18 protein-coding genes are annotated in these 20,757 nt (G+C 59.5%); 9 read left to right on the forward strand and 9 right to left on the reverse strand.

Annotated features, from left to right (window positions below; all coding sequences use genetic code 11):
* Window positions 1-7 precede the first annotated feature (7 nt).
* Entirely contained in the window at window positions 8-3,457 is a 3,450-nt protein-coding gene (gene mfd, locus ACWIKB_RS24985) for a transcription-repair coupling factor (protein WP_475270161.1), read from the reverse strand.
* A gap of 364 nt (window positions 3,458-3,821) precedes the next feature.
* Between mfd and ACWIKB_RS24990 the strand changes: the two genes are divergently transcribed.
* Window positions 3,822-5,285, forward strand: coding sequence for a glyceraldehyde-3-phosphate dehydrogenase (locus tag ACWIKB_RS24990; RefSeq protein ID WP_123512271.1), 1,464 nt, complete (start codon window positions 3,822-3,824; stop codon window positions 5,283-5,285).
* Window positions 5,286-5,467: 182 nt separating this feature from the next.
* Here the strand turns inward: ACWIKB_RS24990 and tcuC are convergent, their stop codons facing one another.
* Complete coding sequence (gene tcuC / locus ACWIKB_RS24995; RefSeq protein WP_475270164.1) at window positions 5,468-6,769, reverse strand: tricarballylate/proton symporter TcuC; 1,302 nt, start codon at window positions 6,767-6,769, stop codon at window positions 5,468-5,470.
* A gap of 405 nt (window positions 6,770-7,174) precedes the next feature.
* On the opposite strand from tcuC, the gene ACWIKB_RS25000 reads away from it, so the two are divergent.
* Together ACWIKB_RS25000 and sthA are read left to right on the forward strand one after the other, a co-directional pair.
* Window positions 7,175-8,119, forward strand: coding sequence for an FAD:protein FMN transferase (locus ACWIKB_RS25000; protein ID WP_475270301.1), 945 nt, complete (start codon window positions 7,175-7,177; stop codon window positions 8,117-8,119).
* A gap of 207 nt (window positions 8,120-8,326) precedes the next feature.
* A complete protein-coding gene (sthA, locus tag ACWIKB_RS25005) occupies window positions 8,327-9,721 on the forward strand; it encodes a Si-specific NAD(P)(+) transhydrogenase (RefSeq protein WP_054054267.1) in 1,395 nt (464 codons plus the stop codon).
* Window positions 9,722-9,763: 42 nt separating this feature from the next.
* Here the strand turns inward: sthA and ACWIKB_RS25010 are convergent, their stop codons facing one another.
* Together ACWIKB_RS25010 and ACWIKB_RS25015 are read right to left on the reverse strand one after the other, a co-directional pair.
* Window positions 9,764-10,486: a glycerophosphodiester phosphodiesterase gene (locus tag ACWIKB_RS25010; protein WP_123403413.1), complete on the reverse strand. Its 723-nt coding sequence runs from the start codon at window positions 10,484-10,486 to the stop codon at window positions 9,764-9,766.
* 13 nt (window positions 10,487-10,499) lie between these two features.
* A complete protein-coding gene (locus ACWIKB_RS25015; protein WP_213936898.1) occupies window positions 10,500-11,081 on the reverse strand; it encodes a PilZ domain-containing protein in 582 nt (193 codons plus the stop codon).
* A gap of 94 nt (window positions 11,082-11,175) precedes the next feature.
* On the opposite strand from ACWIKB_RS25015, the gene ACWIKB_RS25020 reads away from it, so the two are divergent.
* The 3 genes from ACWIKB_RS25020 to ACWIKB_RS25030 all read left to right on the forward strand — a co-directional run bounded on the left by ACWIKB_RS25020 (window position 11,176) and on the right by ACWIKB_RS25030 (window position 14,427).
* Window positions 11,176-12,426 (forward strand): lipoprotein-releasing ABC transporter permease subunit, encoded by a 1,251-nt coding sequence (locus ACWIKB_RS25020; RefSeq protein ID WP_403022277.1) that lies wholly within the window; start codon window positions 11,176-11,178, stop codon window positions 12,424-12,426.
* 7 nt (window positions 12,427-12,433) lie between these two features.
* Complete coding sequence (lolD, locus tag ACWIKB_RS25025) at window positions 12,434-13,117, forward strand: lipoprotein-releasing ABC transporter ATP-binding protein LolD (RefSeq protein ID WP_166655989.1); 684 nt, start codon at window positions 12,434-12,436, stop codon at window positions 13,115-13,117.
* A gap of 65 nt (window positions 13,118-13,182) precedes the next feature.
* Entirely contained in the window at window positions 13,183-14,427 is a 1,245-nt protein-coding gene (locus ACWIKB_RS25030; protein WP_054054257.1) for a lipoprotein-releasing ABC transporter permease subunit, read from the forward strand.
* Between the two features lie 125 nt (window positions 14,428-14,552).
* Here the strand turns inward: ACWIKB_RS25030 and ACWIKB_RS25035 are convergent, their stop codons facing one another.
* Both ACWIKB_RS25035 and ACWIKB_RS25040 read right to left on the reverse strand, forming a co-directional pair.
* The gene (locus tag ACWIKB_RS25035) at window positions 14,553-15,902 is read right to left on the reverse strand and encodes a heavy metal sensor histidine kinase (protein ID WP_475270168.1); all 1,350 of its coding nucleotides are present in this window, start codon (window positions 15,900-15,902) and stop codon (window positions 14,553-14,555) included.
* A complete protein-coding gene (locus ACWIKB_RS25040; RefSeq protein WP_475270170.1) occupies window positions 15,902-16,582 on the reverse strand; it encodes a heavy metal response regulator transcription factor in 681 nt (226 codons plus the stop codon). The genes ACWIKB_RS25035 and ACWIKB_RS25040 overlap by 1 nt, the downstream gene beginning before the upstream one ends.
* Before the next feature lie 172 nt (window positions 16,583-16,754).
* Here ACWIKB_RS25040 and copI point away from each other — a divergent pair, with 172 nt between their 5' ends.
* Entirely contained in the window at window positions 16,755-17,276 is a 522-nt protein-coding gene (gene copI / locus ACWIKB_RS25045; RefSeq protein ID WP_475270172.1) for a copper-resistant cuproprotein CopI, read from the forward strand.
* Window positions 17,277-17,337: 61 nt separating this feature from the next.
* Entirely contained in the window at window positions 17,338-18,168 is an 831-nt protein-coding gene (gene queF, locus ACWIKB_RS25050; protein WP_475270174.1) for an NADPH-dependent 7-cyano-7-deazaguanine reductase QueF, read from the forward strand.
* Window positions 18,169-18,319: 151 nt separating this feature from the next.
* Here queF and ACWIKB_RS25055 read toward each other — a convergent pair whose 3' ends face one another.
* Together ACWIKB_RS25055 and ACWIKB_RS25060 are read right to left on the reverse strand one after the other, a co-directional pair.
* Entirely contained in the window at window positions 18,320-18,583 is a 264-nt protein-coding gene (locus tag ACWIKB_RS25055) for a DUF4404 family protein (protein WP_403022263.1), read from the reverse strand.
* 109 nt (window positions 18,584-18,692) lie between these two features.
* Window positions 18,693-19,313, reverse strand: a complete 621-nt coding sequence (locus ACWIKB_RS25060) for an HAD family phosphatase (RefSeq protein WP_475270177.1) — start codon at window positions 19,311-19,313, stop codon at window positions 18,693-18,695.
* Window positions 19,314-19,511: 198 nt separating this feature from the next.
* Here ACWIKB_RS25060 and ACWIKB_RS25065 point away from each other — a divergent pair, with 198 nt between their 5' ends.
* On the forward strand, window positions 19,512-20,201 hold the full coding sequence (locus ACWIKB_RS25065; RefSeq protein WP_475270179.1) for an MlaA family lipoprotein: 690 nt from the start codon (window positions 19,512-19,514) through the stop codon (window positions 20,199-20,201).
* Between the two features lie 61 nt (window positions 20,202-20,262).
* Here ACWIKB_RS25065 and ACWIKB_RS25070 read toward each other — a convergent pair whose 3' ends face one another.
* Window positions 20,263-20,562 (reverse strand): PilZ domain-containing protein, encoded by a 300-nt coding sequence (locus ACWIKB_RS25070; protein ID WP_054054242.1) that lies wholly within the window; start codon window positions 20,560-20,562, stop codon window positions 20,263-20,265.
* Between the last annotated feature and the right edge of the window lie 195 nt (window positions 20,563-20,757).

The following is a 20,757-nucleotide window of genomic DNA, read 5'->3' on the forward strand; positions in this document are numbered from 1 at the left end:
GCGTCCTTCAAGCAGTTTTCGGGAGGAGGCGTTCAAACAACGCCTCTACAGTATTAAAGCGCTCTTCCGGGCGCTCCATCGGCACCATGAATTTGAACATCGTGGCGCCTTCGAATTTGTAGCGTTTGGGTTGGCTCTGGATCAGTTTGATCAAGGTAAGCGGGTCGACCGGCGTCTGGGCGGCGAATTCGATGCGACCACCTTGCGGGCCGCCGTCGACTTTCTTGATGCCCAGTTGTTCGGCCTGCAACTTCAGTAGCGTGATCCGCACCAGGTTTTTGGTCGGCTCCGGCAACAGGCCGAAACGGTCGATCATCTCCACTTGCAGGTCCTTGAGACCTTCCTCGTCGGTGGCCGAGGCGATGCGTTTGTAGAGAATCAAACGGGCGTGAACGTCCGGCAAGTAGTCCTCGGGAATCAACGCCGGCACGCGCAAGTTGACTTCCGGACCGCCGCCGAGTGGCTGATCGAGGTTCGGTTGTTCGCCCTTGCGGATCGACTTCACCGCGCGCTCAAGCATTTCCATGTACAGCGTGAAACCGACGGCCTGGATTTGCCCGCTCTGGCCGTCGCCCAGCAGTTCGCCGGCGCCTCGGATTTCCAGGTCGTTGGTGGCGAGCACGAAGCCCGCGCCGAGGTCCTGGGTGTTGGCGATGGCTTCCAGACGCTTTTCCGCGTCGCCGGTGATTTGCTGGCGCGGCGGCGTCAGCAGGTACGCGTACGCCTGGTGGTGACTGCGACCGACCCGGCCTCGCAACTGGTGCAGCTGCGCCAGGCCGAACTTGTCGGCACGCTCGATGATGATGGTGTTGGCGCTCGGCACGTCAATGCCGGTCTCGATGATGGTCGAGGCGATCAGCACGTTGAAGCGCTTGTGGTAGAAGTCGCTCATCACCTGTTCGAGTTCGCGCTCGCGCATCTGACCGTGGCCGATGCCGATCCGCGCTTCCGGCACCAGTTCGGCGAGGTCGGCGGCGCATTTCTCGATGGTTTTCACATCGTTGTGCAAGTAGTAGACTTGGCCGCCGCGCAGCAACTCGCGCAGCAGGGCTTCCTTGACCGTGCTTTTGTTCTGCTCCATGACGAAGGTCCGCACCGACAGGCGACGGGCCGGCGGCGTGGCGATGATCGACAGGTCGCGCATGCCCGACACCGCCATGTTCAGCGTGCGCGGAATCGGCGTGGCGGTCAGCGTCAGGATGTCGACTTCACTGCGCAGGGCCTTGAGCTGTTCCTTCTGACGGACACCGAAACGGTGTTCTTCGTCGATGATCACCAGCCCGAGGTTTTTGATTTTCACATCGTCGGACAGCAGCTTGTGCGTGCCGATCACGATGTCGATCTTGCCTTCGGCCAGTTCAGCGATAGCTGCGTTCACTTCCTTGGTCGACTTGAACCGGCTCATCACTTCCACGCTCACTGGCCAGTCGGCGAAGCGGTCGCGGAAGCTGTTGTAGTGTTGCTGGGCGAGCAGGGTGGTCGGCACCAGGATCGCCACTTGGCGACCGCCGTGCACCGCGATGAACGCGGCACGCATCGCCACTTCGGTCTTGCCGAAACCCACGTCACCGCAGACCAGTCGGTCCATTGGTTTGGGCGCGAGCATGTCGGCGCGAACGGCGTCGATGGTGGTCTGCTGGTCCGGGGTTTCTTCGAACGGGAAGCCGGCGCTGAACGTCGCGTAATCGGCTTTCGGGTCGGCGAAGGCATATCCCTCGCGGGCGGCGCGGCGGGCATAAATGTCGAGCAACTCCGCGGCCACGTCGCGCACCTGTTCGGCAGCTTTGCGCTTGGCTTTCTGCCAGGTCTCGGAACCGAGACGGTGCAGCGGGGCCAGGGCATCGTCGCTGCCGGTGTAGCGAGCGATCAGGTGCAGGTTGGCCACTGGCACGTAGAGCTTGGCGCCTTCAGCGTATTGCAGGGTCAGGAACTCGGCAGCCTGGTCGTCGATTTCCAGGGTCGCGAGGCCGAGGTAACGGCCAACGCCGTGATCGATGTGCACCACCGGAGCGCCTTCGCGCAGCTCGGTGAGGTTCTTGATCACTGCATCGTTATTGCCGTCGGCGCGTTTTTCCCGGCGACGGCGCTGCATCACCCGTTGACCGAACAATGGGCTTTCCGCGATCAACGCCAATGCCGGGTCGTCCAGCAGCAGGCCTTCGTCCAGCGGCGCAATGGTGATCGCCAGGCGATCCTTGCCGGCGACAAAGTCCGGCCAACTGTCGACGGTTTTCGGGCGCAGCTTCAGGCGTTCGAGCAATTCCAGCAGTACTTCACGACGGCCCGCCGACTCGGCGGTAAACAGCACACGTCCGGGGAATTCGTCGAGGAAACCAGCCAACGCAGCGAGTGGCTGGGAGGCCTTGGCTTCGATGGCCAGGTTCGGCAACAGCTGCGCCGGGAAGCGTTCGCGGCCGACACCGGTTTCAACGTCTTGTTGGCTGGCCACTACGCGCGGCCAGTTTTTCAGGCGCGCGAAGCAGTCTTCCACCGGCAGGAACAGCTCGGCCGGCGGTAATAAAGGACGGGAAGGATCGACGCGGCGCTCTTCATAGCGATTGCGCACGTCGTTCCAGAAGTTCTCGGCGGCTTGTTCGATGCCCGGCAGGGAAAATACCTGGGTGTCTTGCGGCAGGTAATCGAACAGCGTCGAGGTTTCATCGAAGAACAGCGGCAGGTAGTACTCGATACCGGCCGGCGTGATCCCGCTGCTCAAATCCTGAAAGATCGGGCAGCGACGGAAGTCCACGTCGAAACGCTCGCGGAACCGCGCCTTGAAGCGCGTGACCGCATCTTTTTGCAGCGGAAATTCCCGCGCGGGCAGCAGGCGAACGGTGTCGACCTTGTCGATGGAGCGCTGGTTGTCGGGGTCGAAGGTGCGCAGGGTCTCGATTTCGTCGTCGAACAGGTCGATCCGGAACGGCAGTTTGCTGCCCATCGGGAACAGGTCGATCAGCGAGCCGCGCACGGTAAATTCGCCGTGCTCGTACACCGTGTCGACGTAGCGATAGCCGCTGGCTTCGAGCCGGGTGCGCATTTGCTCGACGTCGAGCTTCTGGCCGACGTCCAGCACCAGACTGCTGCCGAGCAGGAACTTGGTCGGCGCCAGGCGATGCAGCGCCGTGGTGATCGGCACCACCAGCACGCCGTGGGTCAGCTCTGGCAGCCTATATAAGCTGGCAATGCGCTGGGAGATGATGTCCTGGTGCGGCGAGAACAGGTCGTAGGGCAGGGTTTCCCAGTCGGGAAAATGCAGTACGGGCAAATCCGGGGCGAAGAAACTCAGCTCCTGTTCCAGCCGTTCGGCACTTTGGCTGTCGGCGGTCAGTAGCAAGGTAAAGCGCTTGGCAGCGCTGGCGGCCTCGGCGATGGCCAGGCTCAGGGCGGCACCGGGCAGGTTGCCCCAGTGCTGTTTACCTGCCGCGGCAGGGAGAAGCGGTAGACGCAGAACGGGCACGGAAGGTTGAGCTCCAAGCGTTGCGACAAAGTCGGTAATTGTAGCGGCCTCAGGTGCCGGCTGTCAGTTGCAGATATGTCTATTACGCGGGTTGGGCAAAATGTAGTGGTAAAGACAAAATCCGGCCGTTTTTCAGTGAAAATTGCCGATTATGTAGTGGCAAAAACAACCTGTGTTACGGATGGTTACGGACAAGGCAGCGCTACCTCCAAAAAATTGACAGCGCTACAAGCCCCGTATTTACTGGGCTTCAGCGAGGCGTAATTTTTTTGAAGGGAAATTTGTTACGGCTCGCACGACAGGCGCGCATTGCTACGAGAGGCACTCGGCGGCATAATGTAGCCCCTTTTTTCTGCCCCTACATATGTGGAAGGTTCCCGTGACTCAGAAGCCCGACCAGTGTCTTGGTGAATGGATCGACCGTGAAGCACTCGCAGAAGCGATGATTCCGCTTATCGGTCAGCTCTACCGCAATAACAACGTGGTGAGCTCGATCTATGGCCGCAGCCTGATCAATCGTTCAGTCATTGCGATTCTCAAAGCCCACCGCTTTGCTCGCCATCGCCAGTCCGATGACAGCGAACTGTCCGTCCACGAAACATTCCCGCTGCTCAAAGCCATGAGCGAGCTCAAGCTCGGCGCCGCTTCGGTCGACCTGGGCAAGCTGGCGGTCAAATTCAAGGCCGAAGGCAATGGCCGCACGGCCGAGCAGTTCGTCCGTGAAGAACTGGCCGATGTCGTTGGTCAGCAAAACGTTGCCGCACGCAAAGGCACCGACGTTGTTCTTTACGGCTTCGGTCGTATCGGCCGTCTGTTGGCGCGCATCCTGATCGAAAAAACCGGTGGTGGCGACGGCCTGCGCCTGCGCGCCATCGTCGTCCGCAAAGGCGCCGAGAACGACCTGGTCAAACGCGCCAGCCTGCTGCGTCGCGACTCGGTTCATGGTCCGTTCGATGGCACCATCACCATTGATGAAGCCAACAACACCATCACCGCCAACGGCAACCTGATCCAGGTTATCTACGCGAAAAACCCGACTGAAGTGGATTACACCCAGTACGGCATCAAAGACGCGCTGCTGGTGGACAACACCGGTGTATGGCGTGACGCCGAGGGCCTGGGCCAACACTTGGCTTGCCCGGGTATCGACCGCGTTGTGCTGACCGCGCCTGGTAAAGGCAAGCTGAAGAACATCGTTCACGGCATCAACCATGGCGAAATCACCGCTGACGACAAGATCGTTTCCGCGGCGTCCTGCACCACCAACGCCATCGTGCCGGTGCTGAAGGCAGTCAACGACAAGTTCGGCATCATCAACGGTCACGTTGAAACGGTTCACTCGTACACCAACGACCAGAACCTGATCGACAACTTCCACAAGGGCGATCGTCGTGGCCGTAGCGCCGCGCTGAACATGGTGATCACCGAGACCGGTGCTGCCACCGCTGCTGCCAAGGCTTTGCCTGAGCTGGCCGGCAAGCTGACCGGTAACGCGATCCGCGTTCCGACGCCTAACGTGTCGATGGCCATTCTCAACCTGAACCTTGAGAAAGCCGCCACCCGTGAAGAGATGAACGACTACCTGCGTTACATGGCGTTGCACTCCGATCTGCATAAGCAAATCGACTACGTCAACTCGCAGGAAGTGGTGTCCACCGACTTCGTTGGCTCGCGCCACGCTGGCGTTGTGGATGCTGAAGCGACCATCAGCCAAGACAACCGCGTTGTTCTGTACGTTTGGTACGACAACGAATTCGGTTACAGCTGCCAGGTAGTGCGCGTAATGGAAGACATGGCCGGGGTAAACCCGCCAGCGTTCCCGCGCTAAGCTTTAGCCGCACATGAAAACGCCCCGACTTTGGTCGGGGCGTTTTTGTTTGTGGCGTTTGTCTGTCGTGGGTGTGTTGCCTGGGTGGGCCTCTTCGCGAGCAAGCCTCGCTCCTACGGGTTATGCGCGAATTTTGATATTGCACGCGACCTGTAGGAGCGAGGCTTGCCCGCGAATGCGATCTAGCGCGTGCCGCCAACCACTGCCGCTTGCGCAGTCCGCAACTCATGCTTGTTGCCACGGAACAACACCAGCGTCGCGATCAACCCCAACACCGCCGCGCCACTGAGCCAGATCCCCGGCGCCGCCTTGTTGTCCAGCACGTGGATCAAATAGGTGCACGCCGCCGGTGTGAAGCCGCCAAAGGTCGCGGTAGCCAGGCTGTAGGCCAAGGAGAAGCCGGTCGTACGAACTTCTACCGGCATGATCTCGGTCAGGGCCACCACCATGGCGCCGTTGTACGAGCCATACAGGAACGACAACCACAACTCGACGATTAGCAGATGGCTGAAGCTCGGGTTCGCCACCAGCCACGACAGGGCAGGGTAGGCGGTGAGGATCGCCAGAATGGTCGCCGCCAACAGTAGGGGTTTACGCCCGATCTTGTCGGACACAGAACCCATCACCGGCAGCCAGAAGAAGTTCGACAGGCCGATGCACACGGTAACCAGCAGCGCATCCAGATCCGACAGATGCAACTCGGCTTTACCGAAGGTCGGCGTGTAGGCGGTAATCAGATAGAACGACACGGTGGTCATGACCACCAGCGCCATGCCGGCGATGACGATGCCAAAGTTCTGACCGATCGAACGGACGATTTCCTGCAGGGTAGGGCGGTGTTTGCGCGCCTGGAATTCAGGGGTTTCTTCCAGGGAGCGACGAATCACGAAGATTACCGGCACGATCATGCAGCCGATCAGGAACGGTACGCGCCAGCCCCAGTCACCCATTTGTTCCGGGCTGAGCCAGTGGTTCAAGCCCACACCCAGCAAGCCGGCGAATACCACGGCGGCCTGTTGGCTGGCGGATTGCCAACTGACGAAGAAGCCTTTGCGGCCCGGGGTGGAAATTTCGGCCAGGTACACTGACACACCACCGAGTTCGACGCCTGCCGAGAAGCCTTGCAACAGGCGACCAAACAGCACGATCAACGGCGCAGCGACGCCCAATGTGGCGTAACCCGGCACGCAGGCAATCAGCACCGTGCCGGCGGCCATCAGGGCGAGGGTGATGATCAGCCCTTTGCGACGACCATGACGGTCGATATAGGCGCCAAGGAAAATCGCACCCAACGGACGCATCAGGAACCCGGCGCCAAATGTCGCCAGGGACAGCATCAGGGAGGCGAATGCGCTGTCGGCAGGGAAGAAGGTCTTCGCAATGGCCGTGGCGTAAAAGCCGTAGACCATAAAGTCGAACATCTCAAGAAAATTACCGCTGACAACGCGAAAGATCGCTTTGCCTTTGCCCGTATTCGAGGACATTTTAACGCTCTCACTTTGGCTGTCTTATTGGAAATCCCTGGTCTTGACGCTTCCATGCTGTCGGCCTCAAGCATGCAGGCACGCGCCGAACAGTTTTGTAACGATATGTGTATGAGTTAGCGTAGGCAACAATTAGTTAGGCTGCTGCTTAAACGTTATAGCCATTAGCCGGCATGGATATAGAGGTTGAGCGACTTAGAAATCTGTAGGGGCGAGGTTTGCCCGCGAAGGCGGTGTGTCAGGTTGATCGCTTTCGCGGGCAAGCCTCGCTCCTACAGGGGTATTGCATAATGGTCGGCACTGGCGTTGTGTCAGGGGTGTTCGGGGGAAGAGAAATTGTTGAAACGGAAGGTTTTTTCCGTTCTGTTGGTCAGCGCCTTATCCGGCTGCGGCAACGGCGATTCCATGGAAAGCTTCGGCGGCCCGACCATGGGCAGCGCCTATTCGATCAAGTACGTACGAACTGAGGGTTTGCCCGCGCCGAAAGAAGTACAGGCCGAAGTCGAAAAAATTCTCGCCGACGTTGATCGGCAAATGTCCACTTATCGCAGCGACTCGGACATCGAGCGTTTCAACGATCTCCCCGCCAATCGCTGTCAGACAATGCCCGCGCCGATCCTAGAATTGGTGCGCGTCGGTGAACAGCTGTCGCTGCAAAGCGAAGGTTCCTACGACTTGACGGTTGAGCCCCTGATGAACCTTTGGGGGTTCGGCCCACAAGCCCGCGAAGAAAAAGTCCCGAGCGCCGAGGCACTGGCCCAAGCGATGCGGCGAGTCGGGCACACGCACCTGCGCATCGACGGCAATCAACTCTGCAAGGATGCCGCCGTCGAGGTCGACTTCAACAGCATCGCCGCCGGCTACTCGGTCGACACCATCGCCGCAAAACTCGAAAGCATGGGCATCCACAACTACCTCGCCGAAGCTACCGGCGAACTCAAGGCTGCGGGTAAAAAGCTCGACGGCTCGCCGTGGAAAATTGCCCTGGAAGAGCCCCGGGATGATCAGCAAGTAGCCGAGCGCATCATCAATGTCGATGGCTACGGTGTCTCCACCTCCGGCGACTACCGCAATTATTTCGAGCAGGGCGGTCAGCGTTATTCCCACACCTTCGACGCCCGCACCGGCGCGCCGATCACCCACAAGCTGGCCTCCGTCACGGTAATTAATCCTTCAACCCTGATGGCCGATGGCTTATCGACGCTGTTGCTGATTCTCGGCCCCGAGCGGGGTTGGGACTACGCGCAAAAACACAACATCGGTGCATTCTTTGTGATTCGTGCCGATACAGGTTTCGTCACACGGGCCAATCAGGCTTTTGAACGGCTCAGTGGCAGCAAAACCGAATGATTACGGCGATTCAAGCATTGAAGACTGGCGTTGTGGCGCAGGCAAAAGTAGCCTACGACGCGACCAAGGGTTAATGTGCGCGGCGTTGACGCTTCTATAGACTGTGTCCGGGTTCTGCACTGGCCCCAAATTGTTCCTTCACGCCGCAGATCGGCGTGATTTAGCCGCAGGTGCCGAGGGCGCCGCGGCCTGTTCTGAGGAGTACGCATGGCTGTCTACAACTACGACGTGGTGGTGCTGGGTTCCGGCCCGGCGGGAGAAGGCGCGGCAATGAACGCCGCCAAAGCAGGGCGCAAGGTGGCGATGGTCGACAGCCGTCGCCAGGTCGGCGGCAACTGCACCCACCTGGGCACCATCCCGTCCAAGGCATTGCGTCACTCGGTCCGGCAGATCATGCAGTTCAACACCAACCCGATGTTCCGGGCCATTGGTGAGCCGCGTTGGTTCTCGTTTCCGGACGTGCTGAAAAGCGCAGAAAAAGTTATCTCCAAACAAGTTGCTTCGCGCACCGGCTACTACGCCCGTAACCGCGTCGACGTGTTCTTCGGCACTGGCAGCTTCGCCGACGAGCAAACCATCGAAGTGGTGTGCGCCAACGGCGTGGTCGAAAAACTGGTGGCCAAGCACATCATCATCGCCACCGGCTCGCGTCCTTATCGCCCGGCGGACATCGATTTCCATCACCCGCGTATCTACGATAGCGACACCATCCTCAGCCTCAACCACACCCCGCGCAAACTCATCGTTTATGGCGCTGGCGTGATCGGTTGCGAATACGCCTCGATCTTCAGTGGTCTGGGTGTGCTGGTTGAGCTGGTGGATAACCGTGGTCAGTTGCTGAGCTTCCTGGACTCGGAAATTTCCCAGGCCCTGAGCTATCACTTCAGCAACAACAACATCACGGTTCGCCACAACGAAGATTACGACCGCGTCGAAGGCGTGGACAACGGTGTGATCCTGCACCTCAAGTCCGGCAAGAAGATCAAGGCCGACGCCTTGCTCTGGTGCAACGGCCGTACCGGCAACACCGACGCACTGGGTCTGGAAAACATCGGCGTGAAGGTCAACAGCCGTGGCCAGATCGAAGTCGATGAAGCCTATCGCACCTGTGTACCGAACATTTACGGTGCCGGCGACGTGATCGGCTGGCCGAGCCTGGCCAGTGCCGCGCACGACCAGGGCCGTTCGGCCGCTGGCAGCATCGTCGATAACAACAGCTGGCGCTTTGTGAATGATGTGCCGACCGGCATCTACACCATTCCGGAGATCAGCTCGATCGGCAAAAACGAGCAGGAGTTGACCCAGGCCAAAGTGCCGTACGAAGTGGGCAAGGCGTTCTTCAAGAGCATGGCGCGTGCACAGATCGCCGGCGAGCCCCAGGGCATGCTGAAGATCCTGTTCCACCGTGAAACCCTGGAAGTGCTGGGCGTTCACTGCTTCGGCTATCAGGCGTCGGAGATTGTTCACATCGGCCAGGCGATCATGAGCCAGCCGGGCGAACTGAACACCTTGAAATACTTCGTCAACACGACGTTCAACTACCCGACCATGGCCGAAGCCTATCGGGTAGCGGCGTACGATGGCCTCAACCGGCTTTTTTGAGCGGCTCCGGCCGGTGGCCTGAGCCGGCCGGGGAGACCGATTTCAGCAATTCTCGAGCGTGGCAGTGGCCAAACCGGGAAAGTCTGTAATCAGGCTGTCAACGCCGAAGTCGGCGAGTCTGCGCATCAGCGCGGGCTCGTTGACTGTCCATACCGACACATGCAGCCCCTGACGCTGCGCCTTCTGCAGGCGTTCCGGCGTACACAGGGTCCAGTTCAGCGCCAAAATCTCACAGCCATAACTTTGCGCGACCTTCAACGGGTCGAGCCAGGCGTACTCGGCCACCAATCCCCGGGACACGTCCGGCACCAGGTCCAGCGCGGCTTTCAATACTTCGCGGGAACTCGAGGTGATCGTCACCTTGTCCAGCAGGCCATGACGCACCGCCATTTCACGAATCGCCAATACGGTAGTCGCGGCGCGGGTGCGTGAAGCGCTTTTGACTTCCAGTTGCCAGTGTTCGAAATCGCATTTCTCGAACAGTTCTTCCAGCGTCGGAATCGGGCACGGCTTGATCCAGCCCGGGCCGCCCTTGCGCGCGTCGTAGGTCACCAGATCCTTGGCGGTGTGCTCGACCACTTTGCCGCGACGGTCGGTGGTGCGCTTGAGCGTCGGGTCATGGATGACCATCAACTCGCCGTCCATGGACAGGTGCAAGTCCAGTTCGCAACGGCGTACGCCGTGCTTGAGACATTCCTGAAAACTGGTCAGGGTATTTTCCGGTGCTTCGCCTTTGGCGCCGCGATGGCCGTAGATGAGGGTCACGGTTCTTCCTTAATTAAATGCCTGATTCGTTTTGTTCGCGGGCCAGGCGTCGTTCCTGGGCCTGCTTTTGCAAAATGTAGCGGGCGAGCAATTGACGCTGGGCATCGGTCGGGTATTCGAACTCGGTGCCGACATCGTAGCCGTCGCCCTTGCGGTCGCAGTGGGTGACCCGGGCCCGCAGCAGCAGACCCAGCGCTTGCGGCATCAGCACCAGTTTGACCGACAGGTGCGCACCGACCGCAATCGGCGTCGGATGCTGAAAGTCGATGCCGCCTTCGGAGATGATCACCGGTTGCGGTTCGCCGATCTGTCCGAGCACGGTCAGGGCAACCACCTGGCTCAGCAGATCGATGCGTTTGTTCTGGGATTTCAAGAATGCCGCAATCGCCCGGTCGCGCTCACTGATCTGGCGCAACAGGTGCTGCGACTCGAATTCGCTCAGGTGCAATTCGCTGAGCAGGTTGAATAGTGGGGAAGCATCCTGCAACACTTCCTGGCCTGCGGCTTCGGGAGCAGACAGGGTCCGAATTTCCAGTGCGATCGTGTCCTCGATACGGTAGTATTCGCGGCGATCTTCTTCATCTAATGTCGACATGGCGAACCCATGGTAGCGGCGGTGGTCTGAGTGTAAAGCTGGTTATCGACCCCCGCCACAAGGACGTTCCTTTTCCCTCCGAACAAGCCCCGACATGTTCAGACCTCTCTTCGTATTTATTGGCACGCGTTATACCCGTGCAAAGCGTCGCAATCATTTTGTGTCGTTCATTTCCCTGACTTCGATGATCGGGCTCGCTCTTGGCGTGGTCGTGATGATCGTCGTGCTGTCGGTCATGAACGGCTTCGATCATGAGATGCGCACCCGCGTGCTGGGCATGGTGCCCCACGCGACCATCGAGTCCGGTGAACCCATCAGCGACTGGCAAAGCCTGGCCGCCAAGGTCAAGCAGAACCCGCAGGTGACGGCCGTGGCGCCGTTCACCCAGATGCAGGGGCTGCTGACCAACAACGGTAAGGTGTCCAAGGTGTTGCTCAATGCCATCGACCCGGCGCTGGAGCGCCAGGTCTCGATCATTGATAACTTCATGCAGCAGGGAAAACTCGACGACCTGACCCCCGGCAGCTTCGGCATCGTCATCGGCGACAAGGCTGCGGCCAAACTCGGCGCGTCGATTGGTGACAAGCTGACGTTTGTCGCGCCGGAAGTCACCGTGACCCCGGCCGGGATGTTCCCGCGCATGAAACGATTTACCGTGGTCGGCATCTTCCATGTCGGCGCCGGTGAACTGGACGGCTACCTGGGCGTGACCAACCTGCAGGATCTGGCCAGGCTGCATCGCTGGAAACCGGATCAGGTCCAGGGCATCCGCCTGAAGTTCGATGACCTGTTCCAGGCGCCACGCGTGGCATGGACCCTTGCCCAGCAACTCGGCGAAGACCATTACTACGCTCGCGACTGGACCCGCACCCACGGCAACCTGTATCAGGCAATCCGCATGGAAAAAGCCATGATCGGTCTGCTGTTGTTGCTGATCGTCGCCGTCGCGGCCTTCAACATCATCTCCACGCTGGTGATGGTGGTGAACGACAAGAAGGGCGATATCGCGATTCTGCGCACCCTTGGCGCCACGCCGGGATCGATCATGGCGATCTTCATGGTCCAGGGCACGGTCATCGGTGTGGTGGGGACGCTGATCGGCGCCGTGGTCGGGATCTTCGCCGCGTTGAACGTCAGCGCCGCGATTTCGGCCCTCGAAGGGCTGATCGGGCATAAATTCCTCAACGCCGACGTGTATTTCATCGATTACCTGCCGTCGCAAGTGCAGAGCCAGGATGTGTTGATGGTCTGCGCCGCCGCGTTGGTACTGAGTTTCCTCGCCACCCTGTATCCAGCCTGGCGTGCCGCGCGCACCCAGCCTGCGGAGGCGCTACGTTATGAGTGAGTCGGGCATGAGTGAAAAAGCAATCTTGAGCTGCCGCAACCTGGGCAAATCCTACGAGGAAGGTCCGGAGTCGGTAGAAGTGTTGGCCGGTCTGCAACTGGAACTGCATCCGGGTGAGCGTGTGGCGATTGTCGGCACCTCGGGGTCGGGCAAAAGTACTTTGCTCAACCTGCTGGGCGGCCTCGATACGCCGACCAAGGGCAGCGTCTGGCTCGACGGCGAAGAGCTCTCGGCCCTGAGCGAGAAGAATCGTGGCTTGCTGCGTAACCGTTCCCTCGGGTTCGTGTACCAGTTCCACCACTTGCTGCCAGAATTCACCGCGCTGGAAAACGTCTGCATGCCGCTGCTGATCGGCAAGACTGCGATCCCGGAAGCGCGTCAGCGCGCCACCGCATTGCTGGAACGGGTAGGGCTGGGGCATCGCCTGCAGCACAAACCTTCGGAGTTGTCCGGTGGTGAGCGTCAGCGTGTGGCCATCGCCCGCGCCCTGGTGAACAACCCGGGCCTGGTGATGCTCGACGAGCCGACCGGCAACCTCGACTCCCACACCGCGCAAGGCATTCAGGATTTGATGCTGGAACTCAGCACCTCGATGCGCACGGCGTTCCTGGTGGTGACTCACGACATGAACCTGGCCCGCCAGATGGACCGCGTCCTGCATTTGCAGGAAGGTTGCCTGACGCCCATCTGATCGGCCCAAACCCGACGTGACTGAAAAGTCCGTCGGGTCTTTTATTTTTATACGGTGCCCAGCGAATGTTCAGACCGTTATCGATCTTTATCGGCGCGCGCTATACCCGCGCCAAGCGCCGCAATCGCTTCGTATCTTTCATCTCGATGACCTCGATGATCGGCCTCGCCCTGGGCGTATTGGCGATGATCGTGGTGTTGTCGGTGATGAACGGGTTCCAGCGCGAAATGAGCTCGCGCATCCTCGGCATGGTGCCCCACGCGACCATCGTCGGCGTGAACCCGATCGACGATTGGCAGCCGGTGGCTGCCGCCGCGATGAAAAATCCTGAAGTGACCGCCGCCGTGCCGTTCACTGAAATGGAAGGCATGCTTTCTTATAAAGGCTCGATGCAGCCGATCCAGGTCAGCGGCATCGACCCGGCGCAGGAAGGCAAGGTATCCATCGTTGCGCAGCACATCGTCCAGGGTCGTCTTGATGACCTGAAGCCGGGTGAGTTCGGCGTGGTCGTTGGTGAAATCACCGCGCGGCGCTTTCGCCTGAATGTCGGCGACAAGATCACCCTGATCGTGCCGGAAGTCAGCAGCGCACCGGGCGGCATCACTCCGCGCATGCAGCGGCTGAATGTGGTCGGTGTGTTCAAGGTCGGCGCCGAACTGGACGGTTCGATGGCGCTGATCCACATGGCCGACGCCGCGCAGATGCAGCATTGGCAGCCGAACCAGGTACAAAGCGTGCGCCTGGCGGTGAAGGATCTGTACGCGGCGCCGAAGGTGTCGAACGACATCGCCAACGGCCTCGGCACGGCTTACAAGGCTGACGACTGGACCCACACCCAGGGCAGCCTGTTCAGCGCGATGAAAATGGAAAAAACCATGATCGGCCTGTTGTTGCTGATGATCGTCGCGGTGGCAGCGTTCAACATCATCGCAACCTTGATCATGGTGGTGAACGACAAGGGCGCGGACATCGCAATCCTGCGCACCATCGGCGCCACGCCACGGCAGATCATGGCGATCTTCATGGTGCAGGGCACGGTGATCGGGATTGTCGGCACCTTGATTGGCGGTGTGCTGGGCGTGATCGCGGCGTTGAACGTCAGTGAACTGGTGGGTTGGCTGGAACGGGTCACCGGGCAGCACATCTTCAGTTCGGATGTGTACTTCGTCAGCAATTTGCCTTCGGAATTGCAGGGCGGGGATGTGTTGTTGATCTGCTCGGCCGGGTTCATCCTGAGCTTTTTGGCGACGGTTTATCCGGCGTGGCGGGCGGCGAAGATTGAGCCGGCTCACGCGTTGCGGTATTCGTAAGCTGTTACACCGCTTTCGCGAGCAAGCCCGCTCCCACAGTTGATCGAGTTGAGCCACAGATTTGTGATCAACTCAGATCCCATGTGGGAGCGGGCTTGCTCACGAAGGGGCCAGACCTGGCAGCCTCAATTTTCTTTTGGCAACTCAATCACAAACCGCGTCCACCCATTCTCCGATTCGCAACGAATCTGCCCGCCATGGGCACGAATGATCGACTGGGTAATCGCCAACCCCAGCCCCGCATGCTCACTGCTACCTTCCTGGCGCGCCGGATCGGCCCGATAAAACCGGTCGAACAATCGCGGTAACAACTCTTCAGAAATTCCGTCCCCGCTGTTCTCAACCGCAAGGCTCAAGCCTTTGGGTTGATCGACAATCCGCACCCGAACCTCACCCTCGGCAGGCGTAAACCGCAATGCGTTATCCAGCAAATTGGAAAGCGCACGGCGCAGCATGCTGCGGTCGCCCTCCATCCGCGCGCTGCCATCATGGCTCAGTTTCACCTGAGCGTCCTCGGCCAGCGGCGCGAAGAACTCCAGCAACACATCCACTTCCTCCGCCAGTTCCAGCGGTTCGCGCTTGGGCATCAGCAAACCGTGATCAGCCTTGGCCAGGTACAACATGTCGTTGACCAGTTGCGCCATCCATTGCAGTTCTTCGAGGTTGCTGTGCAGCGCTTCGCGGTAATCCTCGATGGGGCGCGGGCGGGTGAGGGTGACTTGGGTATGGGTCAGCAGGTTCGACAAGGGCGTGCGCAGTTCATGGGCGATGTCGGCAGAGAAGGCCGAGAGCCGTTGAAAAGAGTCGTCGAGGCGCCCGAGCATGGCGTTGAAGTTGTGGGCCATTTCCGCAAGCTCTGGCGGCATGTTCTCTTCCGGCAAACGTGCGTTGAGCGAATGTGCGGAAACACCGCTGGCCACCGCACTCATGCGCCGCAGGGGGCGCAAACCGCTGCGTGCCGCCCAGGCGCCGAGCAGGGCGGTGGCCAAAGCCGAGAGGCCAACCGTCAGCCAGATCAAGTGCTGCATGCGTTGCAGGAAGTGTTGGTGATGGGTGATGTTCAGCAACAGCGTGAGTTGCGGCGAGTCGGGTTTATCGAGAAACAGCGGGGCGTTCAACACGCGATAGTCTGTGCCGTCGCGGCTCAGGGTCGACAACCCCGGCGTTTGCGGAAGCTCCTTGGGCAGTCGAGTAGAGCTGTCATACCAGCGCTGACCATCGCTGCCGGTAATGCGCAGCGAAAAATCGGCTTGGCGGCTCAACTCGTCTTGCAGTTTGACTTCGCTTTCACTGGATTGAAGGTCGTGCAGCGCCCGACGCAAACCAATCAACTTGCCGTCCAGCAATTGCTGATCGAGTTCAACGAAATGCGCTTCGCTGGCGCGGCTGAACAGCACCCCGGCAAACAACGACACCACGGCGGTGCAGGCGGCAAACAGCAGGGCCAGGCGATTGCTCAAGGACAGTCGGCGCATCAGGCGTCGCGCTCTTCGAGGACGTAACCCATGCCGCGCACGGTGTGGATCAGTTTGTTGGGGAAGTCATCGTCGATCTTCAGGCGCAGGCGCCGGATCGCTACTTCGATGACATTGGTGTCACTGTCGAAATTCATGTCCCACACCTGGGAGGCGATCAGCGACTTGGGCAGGACTTCACCTTGCCGACGCAGGAGCATTTCCAGCAAGGCGAATTCCTTGGCGGTCAGGTCGATGCGCTGACCGTTGCGTTCGACCCGGCGGCGGATCAGGTCCAGGCGCAAGTCGGCCAGTTGCAGGCTGGTTTCCTGAGGCGTGGCGCTGCCACGCCGCAACAGGCTGCGCACCCGGGCCAGCAGTTCGGAAAACGCGAAAGGCTTGACCAGATAATCGTCGGCGCCCAGTTCCAGGCCGTGAACCCTGTCTTCCACGGCGTCGCGGGCGGTCAAAAACAGGACCGGCGTGTCGAGGCCGGCGCCGCGCACCGCTTGCAGAATCTGCCAGCCATCACGGCCGGGCAGCATCACGTCGAGGATCAATAAGGCGTATTCGCCGGTCAGCGCCATTTGCTGGCCAGTACCGCCGTCAGCCACCAGTTCGGTATTGAACCCGGCCTCGGTCAGGCCTTGGCGCAAGTAGTGGCCGGTTTTCGCTTGGTCTTCGACGATCAGCAATTTCATGGGTAGCTCTGTTTAATAAATAGCTCTGGGCAAATGGAACGGACGCTTTATACCGTGGGGACTGCCGATGCAGGTCAACCTGACAAAGTTGTAATCTGCCTGTCAGGTTATGGGCAGGCGTGTCAGTTTAGAGTTTTCCACAGGCTGAACCTTATCTTGTTGGAGTACGACTATGTTTTTGCGCAATCGTCTGGTGCTGGCTGCGTGTTTGCTGGCGCTGAGCTTTGGGCTGGAGGCTTCGCCCGCGCAGACCTACGACTTCGGTCAACCGGCCCCGGCGGCCAAGGCTGGCCGTAGCGTGGAAGTGGTAATGGGCGATATGTCCTTCGATCCGAAGGCCATCGATATCAAGGCCGGTGAGACAATTCGTTTTGTGCTGGTGAATAAAGGCCAGTTGCTGCACGAATTCAACCTCGGCGACGCGGCGATGCATGCCGCGCACCAGCAGGAAATGGTGAAGATGCAGCAAAGCGGCATGCTGACACCTACAGCAATGAAGGAAATGGACCACGGTTCGATGGCCGGAATGGATCACGGCATGAAGCACGACGACCCCAACAGCGTGCTGGTGCCGCCGGGCAAAACCGCCGAGCTGACCTGGACGTTCACCAAGGCCACCAGCCTGGAGTTCGCCTGCAACATCCCGGGTCACTATCAGGCGGGAATGGTCGGCAAACTGACTGTCAGTCAGTAAGCACTCAAAGGCGGGCGCAAAGGCTGATAGAATCCGCTGATTCTTCAGTCAGGTTTCCGCCATGCATCCCGCAGCCGAACATTCGCCGCTGGGCAAATCCAGCGAATACATCGCCACCTACACGCCGTCCTTGCTGTTCCCGATCCCGCGTACCGCGAAATGGGCCGAGCTGGGCCTGACGGCGGACACCCTGCCGTATAAAGGCGTGGACTTCTGGAACTGCTTCGAGCTGTCGTGGCTGCTGCCATCGGGCAAGCCTGTGGTGGCGATCGGTGAATTCAGCATTCCGGCGGATTCGCCGAACATCATCGAATCCAAGTCATTCAAGCTGTACCTCAATTCTCTGAACCAGACGCCGTTTGCCGACACCGCGAGCCTTGAAGCCGTGTTGGTGAAAGACCTGTCGGCGGCTGCCGGTAAGCCGGTCGGCGTGCGGATTCGCAGCTTGAAGGATGTCGAGGCCGAAGGCGTCGTGGCCTTGCCGGGCGTGTGCATCGATGAGCTGGACATCAGCGTCAGCAACTACGAGCACCCGCGCCCGGAATTGCTGCGTTGCGATGATTCGCGGATTGTCGAAGAGGCTGTGCACAGCCATTTGCTCAAATCCAATTGCCCGGTCACCAGTCAGCCGGACTGGGGCAGCGTGGCAGTGGAATACCGTGGCGCGGCGCTGGATCACGCGAGTTTGCTGGAGTACATCGTGAGCTTTCGCCAGCACTCAGACTTCCATGAGCAGTGCGTGGAAAGGATCTTTCTCGACCTGCAACGGTTGCTGAAACCGGAGAAATTGACGGTGTATGCGCGGTATGTGCGTCGCGGTGGGTTGGATATCAACCCGTATCGCAGCACCGAAACGGTCCAGCTGCCGAACCATCGTTTGGTCCGTCAATAAGATCAGGATCAAAAGATCGCAGCCTTCGGCAGCTCCTACATTGGAATGCATTTCCCTGTAGGAGCTGCCGAAGGCTGCGATCTTTTGATTTCAACGCCGGATATGAAAAAGCCCCGCTATCGCTAGCAGGGCTTTTTTGCATCTGGCGGGTTCAGATCCCGATATTGCCCAACGTCTGCACAATGTTGCGCAGAGTGCCGGCAATGGCGGGGTGTTCGAGTTCGAAGCGTTCGACGGCCAGGTTCACGCCATCGGCGAGGTTCGAGTCTTTGGTTTTGGTTTCCAGCTCAAGCTCGAGTTCGATCTGTTGCATCAGGTCGTGCAGATTTTGGCGCTCGTCTTCGTTGAGCGGCGGATTCTGTTCCAATTGCTCGCGCAGGGTATTGAGCTGTTCTTGCAGTTCGCGGGCAGGCATGGCGTTCTTCCTTTTATCGATAGGCACTGGCATAGACCGCAGCAGCACGCCAAAGGTCTATGGCTGACCTTTAGATTAATCCACTCACGGGCAACCTGCATGATCTCTGTCAGGGCTTTTCACCCTTGAGCCGGCGCAGGCTGATGTCTGCCAGGCAGGTGTCGAGCTCGCCAAGGTGATCGATCACCGAATGAACCCCGAGGCCAAACAGTTGCACTGTCGCCTTGCCACGCAGTTGTTCGCGGTCCTTTTGACTCAAGGCTTGCCATTCATTCGGCGCCAGCCCGCACAATGAGCCGCAGGACGCCAGGCCAATGGTCCACAACCCAGCATTGAGCCCGGCTTGCAGCAATCGCGGCTCGCCGCTGACCAGTACACAACCGTCCAGACGCTCCACATTCAATGCCATCAAGGCTTGCCAGCAGGCGTTCGGGGCTGGCCATGGATTGTTTGTTGCCGGATGTTGCGAAGGTTTGATCCACGCCGGCAGGCCCGCGGCCAGGGTGTGGCTGAGGGCAGGGGGGAGTTCATCGAGCCAAGCGCAAGGAATCTGCAACCGCTGCAAACTACGCAAGATATCCAGGGCGCCGGGGGTGACTTCGGCATGTTCGGCGCAGGGCGCACCGGGCTGGCGCGTGCGGGCGCCGAAATCCACCAGGCAACCACTGAGGCCGAACAGCACGGCGGTCAGGCTGGGTGCGGCGTCGGGCAAGGCTTCGGCATGCGGCATATCAACGTCCCTGAAATAGCGACAAGGCTATGGGAGGACAGTGACAGTTGAGTGACATTGATGTGAATCGCTCACAGTCATTTGGCAACATTGGCAGGGAGACTGTTAGGGTGCTGCCTAAACTGGCTTTCCGTCTTATACTAGCGGACTTAACGCTTGGGCCGCGCGCCCGCGCCAGTACAATCCAAGGAGTTTTCTATGCGCTGGAGCAATCAACTCGCTCAGCTATGTGTGTGTGCCAGCGTGTTGCTGGTTCCGTTTGCCGCTCAGGCGGCTTCGGAAGATGATCCTTGGGAAAGTGTCAACCGCCCGATTTACCAGTTCAACGATTTCGTCGATACCTACGCGCTGAAGCCCATTGCACAGGGCTATGAGTTCGTGACGCCGCAGTTCGTGGAAGACGGCATTCACAACATGTTCCGCAACGTCGGTGACGTCACCAACCTGGCCAACAACATCCTGCAGGCTAAACCGGCCGCTGCAGGCGTCGACACTGCTCGCCTGATCTTCAACACCACCTTCGGTGTGCTGGGCTTCTTCGATGTGGGCACCAAGATGGGCCTGCAACGCAGCGATGAAGATTTCGGCCAGACCCTCGGCTATTGGGGTGTCGGCAGTGGTCCGTACGTGATGCTGCCATTGCTCGGCCCAAGCACCTTGCGTGATGCGCCGTCCAAGCTCGTTGACAGCTACACCGGCCCGTACCCGTACATCAACGACGTGCCGGTGCGTAACTCGGTATTCGGCCTGAATATCGTCGACACCCGTGCCAGCCTGTTGTCGGCTGAGAAGTTGATCAACGGCGACAAGTACATCTTCATCCGCAATGCCTACCTGCAGAACCGCGAATTTAAAGTCAAAGATGGCCACGTCGAAGACGATTTCTGATTCAGCGCGGTAAAACGAAGAAGGCGGCCATTAGGCCGCCTTCTTCAGTTATGGATCCAGGTTATTTCATCTTCAAGATTGTAAGCCCGAGTTTCTGGCTGCTGCCGTCCTGTTCCTTCACCCACACCACTTCGGTATCGGCCTCAAGCCCCTTGAGGGCCGCGTGATCGGAATCGATCCGCACACTGAGCCGGTCCCCGACCTTGAACAAGCGCGGCGCCTCGACCTGCATGCCACTGCTGGAAAGGTCGATGCAGACGGCTGGCACCTCATCGCCCTCGTGAATCAGCGAGACATCGGCATCGACTCGCATGCGGATGAAATCGCGCTTTTCGCTGTAGTCCCGATCGGTTTGACTCATGGGCTCGATCCTTCCATTAGGTTCCGGTTTTGCCTGTTCTTATAACTCCCGGTGATTTGAGAAGTAAAGACGTCAAGCGACCATCGGCGTGAGCTTGAAACGCCCCGCGGATGGGAGTACCGTCTGCGCCTTAGAAGGGCACCTCTGGTAGACCTGTGTGTAGGGCAAATGCTCGATAACAGTGCAACAGAGAGG

Source organism: Pseudomonas sp. 5Vm1k, assembly GCF_056161485.1.